We start from the raw sequence: 11278 nt of genomic DNA, 5'->3' as shown, positions 1-11278 counted from the left end.
TCTGAGTATAGGGTTCTGTAGAGAAGTTCTACAGGTAAAACTTGGAACGGTACAGGCGAGACACGGATAAATAGTTGCTCTAGGGCAGTATAGCATTGGTTGAAATACCATAGATGCCTACGAATTTATTCGTGGGAGCTGTCACCCTGTTAATGCATCAACCCTGAGATACAATCGCCTAACTTTTGATTGCTTTTTCATTCAGCATTCTTTCCCTATCGAAAAAGCTTTTCCAAGATTGCATCCGATGCTGTAGTAACTTCGATCTCCTGCGCCGTATATAATTGGCCTGATTTTCTCAATGTCGGGATTTTTATTTTCGTCAAGTACGGATTCATCGGCTTTGATATCCACGATTTCTCCTACAAAGAGGGTGTGAAGCCCTACTTCAAGCGTGTGCAGAAGTTTGCACTCAAGGACAACCGGAAACTCTCCTACATAGGGGGCAGGCACAAGCTCGCTCCTTACCGGGGTAAGGCAGGCTGCCTCAAACTTATTTTCATCCCTGCCGCTTGCGATGCCGAGGTAATCGGCCTCTTTTACATAGTCTTCTGAAGGGATACTTACGGTAAATGCCTTATTTTCTATAATACCGGCATAGCTGTAAGTTGCTTTTCTTAAGGATATGCTGATACACGGAGGGTTCGAACAGCAGATTCCTCCCCAGGCTACAGTCATGACATTGGGCTTTCCGTTCATGTCATAGGTGCCTACAACCCAGGTTGGCGTCGGAAATGCAAGTGGTTTTGCTCCTATTGATTGCTTCATGCTTTTAGTTTTCTTTTCGATAATACAAAAAGGTTTTTTCGAGCTGGTCTCACAGGTATCCTATCTACTACTCTTCCAAGTCATTTTTCCGATATCTTTTACTATTGATAGCAGGCAAAAGTGACAGAGAGTTTATTTAAACTGTTTATTTAGCGGTTATTATATATATTATTGAGAATAAAACAGAGGTACGTATATGAAAAACGCGCTATTCAAATTCAAAACTAACTGGTAATATCTTTTCCTGCTCAGGATTGGTGAACATTCATTATCTTATGAGCATCTCTTCTTCAGCCAGGAGTAAAACGGGGGAGATAAGAACCGGGTAAATACAAATTTAAAGTTGCTGTAATTGTCATTTGAAGTACCTTCACTGCTGTAATACTGTGTACAGTTACAGAGGACTCTCAAAAAAGACTTAAGATTAAGGTTGAATAAGTTAACAGAGTAAAGGGATTAACAGAATAAGGGGGTATAGAAATAAAAGATATAAAAGATATAAAAAAAGATATAAAAGATATGAGAATAAAGAAAGTACATGTACTGGGTGGTCTGTTAACAGGAACAGTCGCCGGAGTTGTTGCGGGCTTGATTGCTGGACTTGTCGTGATGTATACTTACGATAGATATATCCATGAGAAAGAAGTACACAAAAAAATCATATCCGCTTCTAAGAGGACCCTTAAACCACATAAATGCCTCGTAATACAATAAAGGACCTACATTAAAAGAAACGTACAAAGGACATACATTTAAAGGAAACGTACTGAGAGAACGGGCTGTCAAATTAAAACTAATTTTTAATTTCTTTTCCTGCTCAGGATTAGCAAGCATTTATTATTCCGGTGAGTATCGATCCTTCAGCCAGGACATACAGTCACAACTAATGCTTTTAATGCCTGTAAAATTAAGGTCGGGTCCGTAATATTTTGTGGGGGGCATAAAACTGACAAAGAAGCATATACTTGGTGGTCTGATGACGGGAACGGTTGCCGGAATAACTGCGGGTTTGGTAGCTGGAATTACAATAAGGTTCACTTACGATAAACTTATTCATGAGAAACAAATGCACAAAAAATTCAAATCCGTTTCCAGGAAAGCGTTTAAACGCGGCCCGGTTCCTGCTGTAGTAAAGGCTGTTTACCCGGATAGGCAGACTTGTTCTCATAACCCGAAATCCCCGATCTGGATTGAATTTGATGCGCCTATGGACAGTTCTACTGTCACGAAAAATACGGTTATAGTCAAAAGTTCGGTATCCGATGAACCTGTGGACGGCTTCCTTGATGCGGGCAGCAGGATTCTGATGTTCCGGCCATACGGGATGTATCCTGTAGAAAATGGCGGAGCCAAAGTTTCTATTACTTTAATAGGAACCGATACTGGATCGGGAGCTATTACCGATACGAAAGGTATTCCTCTTGATGGAGATCAGGATGGAAAAGCCGGGGGAGATTTCGAATACAGGTTCAGTATTATGAAGTGACAAAACTTCCTCTGAAAAACCCTTTTAATTCTTCTTTCTAATTCTTTTTAGTTCTTTTTAATTATTCTTTAGTTCTTTTTTAATTATTCTTTTTATTTCTTCTTTTTTATTTCTTCTCTTTAGTTTTTCTTTTAATTCTTCTTTAGTTCTTCTTTTTTATTCCGAACTTTTTCCACTGGATTTCGAAAAAAGATATCTACTTTTTGCACCTGGTTTCAATCTGCTATCATGCAGAAAAGGACTGTAATTTTCAAATCAAAGAGATAATGCTTCTTACTTGCCTCACAGTTTTCCCCTCGAAACTCCATGCTAATTTTCAACCGGATTCTTACTTTAATTTTCCGTGTATACCTGCATTTCCTGCCTGTTTAAAAATCAATTTAAATATACAAATAGCCTTAAATCAGTCTTAAATTATTTAATATCTTATATAGTTGCCGTTATATATTATGCGCGATATAGGGTAGATGCAGGAGTATTAAATTCATTACTCCCCTTTCCGGACGAAATTGTAAAATAAAGGGGCTGTCCGGCGAGGGAAAATCGAGGGGGTGCAAGATTGCTAAACATGGGCAAATACGGTAAGCTAGTGCTGAGTGCGTATGTAGTGAAGAAAATGAAGTCAGGTGGAGCTCCAGGGAGTAAGGGAATATTGCGTAAATATGCTAAGCTGGCTCTTGGAGCGTATCTTCTTAGTAAACTCAAGTCAGAGAAGCCTGAAAAAGAAATAGAAGTCGAAATTGAACCTGAAGAAGATATCATACCGAGTGAATCAGTTGAGGTTGAAGCAGGTAAGGGGTCTTTGATGATGATCGGTAAAATAGCTATTGGTGTGCTTGCTGGCGCTACAATCATATATGCTCTTAAGAAACAGGCTGCTAAAAAGAGCGGGTACAGTATCGAAGTGGAATGAGCTTGGAGGGTATAACCTGTACAAAATGAATAAATGGTGTAAACTCCTGCTGGGCGCGTTTGCAGGAGCTGCCATTATATATGCCGCTAAAAAACAAATATGCTATGACAGGTTCCTTCCAGAAGCTTTAAAATCCTTTTCCAGTCCTTTCAAGCGTGGACAGGCTCCTCCGAGGGTGAAATCCATCTATCCTGACAGGCAGACCTTTGCTTTCAGGCACGATTCCCCTATCTGGATCGAATTCGATATGCCTATGAACAACGCAACCATTACGAAAGAAACCGTAATAGTCAGAAGTTCTGCATCGAAAGAGCCTGTGGATGGATTACTTGACACAGGGTCCAGAATGCTGATGTTCCGTCCTTATAACGAATATCCCACGGATGAATCAGGCGCTGAAATAACAGTTACCTTACTCGGAAGCGAAATCGGGTCCGGATTCATAATGGACGAGCGCGGTATTCCTCTGGATGGGGATGGAGATGGAAAGCCCGGAGGAGATTTTGAATATACTTACAGGATTATAAAATGAAATCGAGATATAAAATAAAAATGCCCTGCCTTCCGAAAAAAGTTTATATCTAACCTCTTCCCACTTTGGTCTATTTTTTCTTTTTTATTAGTATTATTTATTAGTATTATTTAGCTGAATCCTGCTTATTAGTCATATTTAGTTGACCCCGATTTTATTCTGTTTCCTGTTGATTCGTTATACTTCTAAATTTTACTTTTTACTTCACTTATTTATTTTTATTTCCTTTCATTTTCTTTTATTTATTCTTTTATTTTATTTATTGTATTATCAGTCTCCCTGTTTCTCCTTCTCGCCGTATCCCCCGCCGCCTGGAGTTTCAATCACAAAAAGGTCGCCGGACTTCAGCTCAATTTCGGCCTGGCCTCCAACTTTGATAACGCTGCCGTTCCTGCGGATAAGTGCGTTTCTTCCGCACTTTCCAGGCATTCCGCCTTTGAGCCCGAAAGGTGGGAACTTCCTGTGGCTTGAAAGAATGGCAGTGTTCATATCTTTCAGGAACCTGAGCTTGCGGACAACCCCGTTTCCACCTCTGAATTTGCCGTCTCCGCCGCTTCCGTCCCGGATGGAAAATTCCTCAAGCAAAACCGGAAACCTTGTCTCAAGGATTTCAGGGTCGGTAATCCTCGAGTTGGTCATGTGCGTGTGAACGGCATCCGTTCCTGTAAATCCTGGGCCTGCGCCTGCACCTCCGCAAATAGTTTCATAATACTGGAAATCGGCATTTCCGAAGGTGAAATTGTTCATTGTACCCTGGGAAGCCGCAAGCGTGCCAAGGGCTCCGAAAAGGGCATCAACAATATATTGCGAGGTTTCAACATTGCCTGCAACAACCGCAGCAGGCGGCTCGGGCCTGAGCAGGGAGCCCTCCGGGATAATAATCTCAAGCGGCCTTAAGCAGCCTGCATTCAGGGGAATGTCGCTTTTTACAAGCGTCCTGAAAGCATAGAGCACAGCAGCGATGCAAACCGAGGCGGGAGCATTGAAATTATTCGGGAGCTGGGGAGAAGTGCCTGTAAAATCGATTCTGGCACCCCTGTTTTTGCGGTCAATTATAACTTTCACCCTGATTGCGTTCCCATCATCGAGTACATAGGTGAATTCCCCATTTGCAAGCCTGTCAATAACTCTTCTGACCGCTTCCTCGGCATTATCCTGCACATGGCCCATATAAGCTTCAACGGTTTCAAGGGAAAATTCTTCGACCATTCTGCGTAGTTCGGAAAGCCCCTTTTCATTTGCTGCGACCTGTGCGCGGATATCAGCAATATTCTGGCCAGGGTTTCTTGCAGGATAATTTCCCGAGCCCAGCCATGTCTTTAACTCTTCTTCACAGAAACTGCCCTGTTTGACGATTTTCAGGCCCTCGCTCAGCACTCCTTCTTCCGCAATGGTCCTGCTGCCCGGAGGCACGGAACCGGGACTGATCCCCCCGACATCGGCATGATGGCCTCTGGAAGCCAGGTAGAACAGGATTTCCCCTGAACTTCCAAACATCGGGGTAACAACCGTGATATCAGGCAGATGGGTTCCTCCGTGGTACGGGGAGTTGATCAAATACACATCTCCTGGACACATCTCCTTTAACTGCGTCCGGATAAGGGATTTCACGCATTCTCCCATTGAGCCCAGGTGCACAGGGATATGAGGGGCATTTGCTATCAAGTTCCCCTGCCCGTCGAAAACGGCACAGGAGAAATCCAGCCTCTCTTTTATATTCACCGAGTGGGCCGTATTCTGGAGGGTGAATCCCATCTGCTCGGCAACTGACATGAACCTGTTATTGAAAATCTCGATCATTACAGGATCAACATCAGTCCCTATAGCCGCACGGACCGCGAGCGGAATCTTCCGTTTAAGGAAAAGATGGTTGCGTTCAGTAATTGATCCTTCCCAGCCTGGCTCGAGAATAATGGTCGTGTTTTTCTCGATAAGCACTGCAGGCCCGTTTATGCAGGTTCCGGGCTTGAGTTCATCCCTCTGGAAAACCGGGGTCTCATGAAACTCCCCATTACTGTACATCCGGACAGCTGCGACAGGAGAGAAAACAGGATACCCTTCAGTTTTCAGCACAGGATCCAGAACTCTTTCATTAACTCCGATAGTCTCCACGGAAACTGCTTCGATAATCATAGCTTTGTCTTCCATTACAAACCCGAAGCGCTTCCTGTGGGCTTCCTCAAAGCCCTTCCTGAGTACGTCATTCTCCGCAAAGTCGATAAACAGCTGCGTATCCGAGCCGGCATAACGCATATGCACTTTATAGAGCTCGGTAATTTTATCTTCCTGCACTCCCTGTTCGCGCATGAGCAGGCGGCTTTCGCTCTCAAGCCCGAAAAATACCGTTTTCAGATCCTCTATTAATATATCTGAGAGTTCTCGGCCTATATAGTACTCTTTTATCAGCCTCTGGTCTGCAAGTCCCATGCCGTATGCCGAGAGTACTCCTGCATACGGATGAATGAAAATGCTTTTAATCCCGAGGCTGTCTGCAACCCTGCAGGCGTGCTGGGCGGCAGCTCCTCCGAAGCAGCAGAGTGTGTATTCCTTTATGTTGTATCCCCTCTGGACCGAGATTTTCTTTATGGCATTGGCCATATTTTCAACCGCGACCGAAAAGAAACCCTCGGCTACCTGCTCAGGGATCCGAATACTGCCTTCAGTTTTGCCTTCGTTTGAAACCTTTTCTGCAAGTTCTGTGAATTTCCTGTGCACAAGCTCCGAGTCAAGCTGCTGATCGGCCCTGGGCCCAAAGATTCTGGGGAAAAACGCAGGTTGCAATTTTCCAAGCATGACATTGCAGTCGGTAACCGTAAGCGGCCCACCTTTCCTATAACAGGCAGGCCCGGGATCCGAACCTGCCGAATCCGGGCCTACCCTGAACCTGCCTCCCTCGTAGTGAAGTATGGAGCCTCCGCCTGCTGCAACCGTATGGATACGCATCATGGGAGAACGCAGGCGCACACCTGCGATCTCGGTTTCAAGACTGCGCTCGTATTCCCCGCTGTACTGGGCTACATCCGTAGATGTGCCTCCCATATCGAAAGTAATGATTTTTCTTGCCCCTGCCATTTCCGAAGTTGCAACCGCCCCAACGATTCCCCCGGCAGGCCCGGACAGGATGCAATCCTTGCCCTGAAAAGTTTCTGCATCCGTTAGCCCCCCGCTGGACTGCATGAACATGAGCCTGGGGCTTTTTTCGGATACCGTCTCTCTCCCGCCCCAGTTAGCTTTTTCAGTCCCATTTCCGCCCTCATTTCCTCCCCTCCCGTCTTCCAGGGATTTCTGCACCATATCAACATATCTGCGGAGCACAGGAGAGAGATATGCATCCACTACAGTCGTTTCCCCCCTGCTTATGAGTTTAATTAGCGGGCTTGCCTGATGGGAGAGGGACACCTGCGTAAACCCGATTTCCCTGGCAAGCCTGCCGAGTTTGAGTTCATGCTCGGGATACCTGTACGCATGCATAAGCACGATTGCAGCCGAACGAATCCCGGCTTCGAAAGCCGCTTCAAGCCCTTTTTTTGCATTTTTGAGGTCCAGGGCTGCAAGCTCTTTTCCATCAGCTCCGACCCTGCCGGACACCTCGATAACCCTTTCATAAAGCTGGTCCGGAAGCTCAATCTTCTGAGCAAAAATATCCGGGCGGTTCTGGTACCCGATCCTTAAAGCATCCCCGAACCCCCGGTTTATAACTAGTACAGTCCGTTCCCCTTTCCGTTCAAGCAGAGCATTCGTGCCGACCGTCGTTCCCATTTTCACGGATTCTATAAGTTCGGCAGGCAGGGGCGCACTTCCGGGCAGCCCGAGAATCTGCCTGATCCCGTGCATGGCTGCATCTTTATAATGGCACGGATCTTCGGAAAGAAGCTTATGCGTGATCAGTTTTCCATCAGGGCTGCGGGCAACGATATCAGTAAACGTGCCTCCGCGGTCTATCCAGAACTGCCATCCGGCTTTGGGGGACATGAAGGGAATAATTGTAGAGGTGATATTAATTATTAATCAGAGGGCTGAGATTCTTAGCTCGATTTTCAGAGTAACTGCAAACTTAGTTTCAAAATGGCCTAGAGAAATTACATCAAGATAGGAAAAATCGAGTGAAAAAGAGTTTGAAATTAAGGTATGAAGGAAAAGGAGGAAAGAATGAATTGAAATTTTCTGAAAGCTACATACATAATTCTAGGTAAACACATTCTTTAGATCGTGGAAACTAAAGACTTTATTCTTCTGATTACTAGCTTTTTATACTCAATTAACCTGTAACTCCAGAAATATTCCCGAATTTTTCTATCTTTTATTCTTTCTTCTCTTTTTACGCAGGCAGTTATATACCCTAGCAAAAAGGATATTCCAGTGTAGTGTGGTTTCCTTAAGGTATATTGGAACACATTTAGTAAAACTAGAATTGGGTTTTTATTTAAATAATATGCCATGTGTCCATTACATTTATAGCCAATCCATAACCCTTCTGCACTGCTCGTTAATCTTTTTTCTATCATTCGTACTTCGTTAAATCTTTTAATGTCCCAGCCTCGAAGGGTAGCTTTTACGTTTGAGATTGAATCTGCAGAAGGTTCTAATGAGAAACCACCTGTATCAAAAAAACATTTTTTTGACCAGACTCTCCCTGTGCCTGATGGGAAATTTTCCATTTTTGTAGATAGCTTTAATTCTCCGTCGATTTCGTGATACAATCCCCCACTTGCAATACCCAGCTTTCCATTAATTTCAAACTCGTGCAGTATCTTTTCGAAATATTCAGGCTCCAGTATGGTATCCGCGTCGATCGAAGCAATGAAACTATAATTAATTTTATTCTCTTTACAATATTTTATTATAAAGTCAAATCCATTTTTGTAGACGTAGGAGACATGAAAAATTATGTCCCTCTCGTGGGGTGGCAAATGTATGCTTTTTATCCAGTTGTACTTAGATCCAAAGTTTTGGATGATCTCTATAGAGTTGTCAGTACTTCCATCGTCAACAATTAACCAGAAGAGAGGTTTTACTGTCTGGTTGATTACGGATTCGATTACATCACGAAGAATTTTCTCTTCATCTTTTACAGGCATTATTAAAATATACACAAATAATTCATCCTCCCCAGGAAATCTTCGCCATTATATAAAAAATTTATAAAGATAAATAGTTAACGCTGTTATACAAGTTTATTTTGTTTACTTATTATTCAAGGGCTTCTTATTATCCCGAATATGTTTCAAAACTTGTTTTAGAATAAGCTCAGCAAAAAACTTATATTCCTATACCACAGTCTCTTTATAGATATTTTTATGCAGACTATTAAATCCCTTATAAGAAATAGCGGATTTTTGTTTCTGAACGGCATAGCAACAAATATCCTCAGTTTCTTTGCTTTACTGTACGTTGCCCGTTATTTGGGCCCGGAGGAGTACGGAACATATTCCTTTGCTTTTGCTTTTGTTTATTTTCTAAATTTCATTCCTGATCTGGGAGTTCATCAAATACTTGTTAGAGAAGCTGCAAAAGAACCGGAAAAAGCAGGAAGACTGATAGGCAACGGAACAATAATGAAATTCTTTCTATCGTTAGCTGCCTTACTTTTAGCTTTTATTTTAATCAATGTAATTAATTTTCCCGCTTCAACAAGAAGTGCATTATACATAGCATCCCTCGGGCTGCTTGTAAGCGGGACTGGAGCCTACGGAATTATTTATGAAGCAAAACTAAGAATGGAGTATTCTTTATTGTTCAACCTGGCCAATAAGGTCTACTTTCTTGTATTTGTTTTTCTGGCGATTGCAAATAACTGGGAGCTCAATGTTTTTATTTTTGCTTCGGTTTCAGCAACCCTTGTACATAATCTACTGATGGTTTTATTCTCAAGAAAATTAGTTGATGTATCTTTTGATATTGATCTCCCCTTAATAAAACAACTGTTAAAAGAATCAATCCCAATAGCAGTTGCCTCAGTCTTTACTATCATATATTTCAGGACTGATATCCTTATGCTCTCTTTTCTACGGGGGGATGCCGAAGTCGGCTTTTATTCTGCTGCCTATCGCCTTACAGATGCCCTGATTTTCCTTCCCTCAGTGATTACTACTTCCACTTTTCCTGTAATGTCAAAGTACTTTAAAGATTCTTTTGATGCATTCAGTTTCGCATATGCTAGGACTTTTAAATATCTTTTTGCCGCAGGGCTGCTGATTGCTATTGTGGTAACTTTTGCTTCAGATAGAATAATTAACATTGTTTACGGATCTGAGTATCAGAATTCAGCAATTGCCCTGCAGATCCTTATCTGGGCAACTGCTATTATGTTTATTAATGTCCTTATCAGTTCCACATGTGTGTCGAGCGGAAACCAGCAAATAATCTCAAAAACAGCTATACTGGCAGCAATACTAAACGTAGTTTTAAACCTGATCCTTATTCCTTCGATTGGCTATACAGGTGCTGCAATAGCTACCGTATTTTCAGCATTCGGATCAATGTTATTTGGCTTATTCTGGATTCAGAAGAACCTTTTACACAAAAGTCTGCTCAGGTTGACATATTCACCTTTAATAGCCGCAGGCGTGATATCACTGCTAATTATCTTTGTCAGATCACATGCAGACATTCTATTCCTCAGCATTTTGTCGGTTCCAGTTTTCGCTGGGATTCTTTACATAACTGGCTGGATAGACTCGGATGACAAAAAATTATTTCGAAACTTATTCCCAGCAATCGAATCTGATAGAGAATTTTCTAAACCATTATAACCTGACAAAGTACTCTGGCAAAGTACTCTAAATCTCCTGCTGCCATAACTAAAAGGTTCAGCGTTCACTTTCGGAAATATTAGACATCTATGATTGCAATAAATCGCCATGAAAAAATATCTGGGAATTATTGTTGATGGCTTTACACGGAGGCAGTTTAAAGGCGAGATTACCGTTGACAATGGGAAAATTATTCCTATTGAAGAGAAAGAGCACGATATTGAGCAGTATATTCTGCCAGGGCTGGCGGAAGCCCATGTTCATATAGAAAGTTCAATGACCATACTGTCTGTTTTTGCCCGAATGGCTGTTGTAAAAAGTACGGTTTCAGTGGTAAGCGACCCTCATGAGATTGCAAATATTATAAGGGAAGAAGGCATTGATTACATGCTTGAGTACTCAAAAAAGCTCCTCTGAAGGTCTTTTTTGGGGTACCGTCGTTGCGTGCAGGCTACACCTTTCTAATCAGCAGGGGCAGTTTTAGACGCAGAGGCTGTTGACCGTCTGCTGGCAAGAAAGAATCTGCACTGCATTTCCGAAAGATGAATTTTCCTGGCGTGATTCTGGAATTCCCTAAGGTAATGGCAAAATTTGAGGCAGCTAAAAAGTATGGAAAAGTTGTTGATGGGCACGCCCCCGGCTTAATGGGAACCGACCTTCAAAAATACATTGGGGCAGGAATTTCCACAGACCACGAGTGTTTTACTTATGAAGAAGCTAAAAGGTTCGGGCTTCTCTGAAGTCACCTTTTATGACTCTTGCATTTATGTCACTTCTGGTAATTCCTGAACTTAAACTGGGATAAAGGCCTATTTGATGTGACAACG

7 protein-coding genes and 1 pseudogene are annotated in these 11278 nt (G+C 42.6%); 5 read left to right on the top strand and 3 right to left on the bottom strand.

Going from position 1 to position 11278, the window contains the following annotated elements; genetic code table 11:
* Nucleotides 1-201 precede the first annotated feature (201 nt).
* Nucleotides 202-768, bottom strand: a complete 567-nt coding sequence (locus ACPK8D_RS00405) for a flavin reductase family protein (protein WP_424715864.1) — start codon at nt 766-768, stop codon at nt 202-204.
* A 931-nt stretch (nt 769-1699) separates the two neighbouring features.
* Here ACPK8D_RS00405 and ACPK8D_RS00400 point away from each other — a divergent pair.
* The 3 genes from ACPK8D_RS00400 (at nt 1700) to ACPK8D_RS00390 (ending at nt 3699) form a co-directional block, all read left to right on the top strand.
* Nucleotides 1700-2254 (top strand): Ig-like domain-containing protein, encoded by a 555-nt coding sequence (locus ACPK8D_RS00400; RefSeq protein ID WP_424715863.1) that lies wholly within the window; start codon nt 1700-1702, stop codon nt 2252-2254.
* 568 nt (nt 2255-2822) lie between these two features.
* Nucleotides 2823-3167, top strand: a complete 345-nt coding sequence (locus ACPK8D_RS00395) for a hypothetical protein (protein WP_424715867.1) — start codon at nt 2823-2825, stop codon at nt 3165-3167.
* A gap of 25 nt (nt 3168-3192) precedes the next feature.
* Nucleotides 3193-3699 carry an Ig-like domain-containing protein gene (locus ACPK8D_RS00390; protein WP_424715862.1) on the top strand — a complete coding sequence of 169 codons (507 nt, stop codon included), beginning with the start codon at nt 3193-3195 and terminating at the stop codon, nt 3697-3699.
* A 270-nt stretch (nt 3700-3969) separates the two neighbouring features.
* Here ACPK8D_RS00390 and ACPK8D_RS00385 read toward each other — a convergent pair whose 3' ends face one another.
* The gene (locus ACPK8D_RS00385; protein WP_424715861.1) at nt 3970-7671 is read right to left on the bottom strand and encodes a hydantoinase B/oxoprolinase family protein; all 3702 of its coding nucleotides are present in this window, start codon (nt 7669-7671) and stop codon (nt 3970-3972) included.
* A gap of 230 nt (nt 7672-7901) precedes the next feature.
* On the bottom strand, nt 7902-8792 hold the full coding sequence (locus ACPK8D_RS00380; RefSeq protein WP_424715860.1) for a glycosyltransferase family 2 protein: 891 nt from the start codon (nt 8790-8792) through the stop codon (nt 7902-7904).
* 204 nt (nt 8793-8996) lie between these two features.
* On the opposite strand from ACPK8D_RS00380, the gene ACPK8D_RS00375 reads away from it, so the two are divergent.
* Nucleotides 8997-10451 carry a flippase gene (locus ACPK8D_RS00375; RefSeq protein ID WP_424715859.1) on the top strand — a complete coding sequence of 485 codons (1455 nt, stop codon included), beginning with the start codon at nt 8997-8999 and terminating at the stop codon, nt 10449-10451.
* A 108-nt stretch (nt 10452-10559) separates the two neighbouring features.
* Nucleotides 10560-11173 (top strand): annotated as a pseudogene (locus ACPK8D_RS00370) (amidohydrolase family protein); the annotation flags it as partial.
* Nucleotides 11174-11278: the final 105 nt, after the last annotated feature.

The sequence above is a fragment of the Methanosarcina sp. genome (assembly GCF_049706645.1).
GTDB lineage: Archaea > Halobacteriota > Methanosarcinia > Methanosarcinales > Methanosarcinaceae > Methanosarcina.
This window is presented reverse-complemented; position numbering and strand designations above follow the sequence as displayed.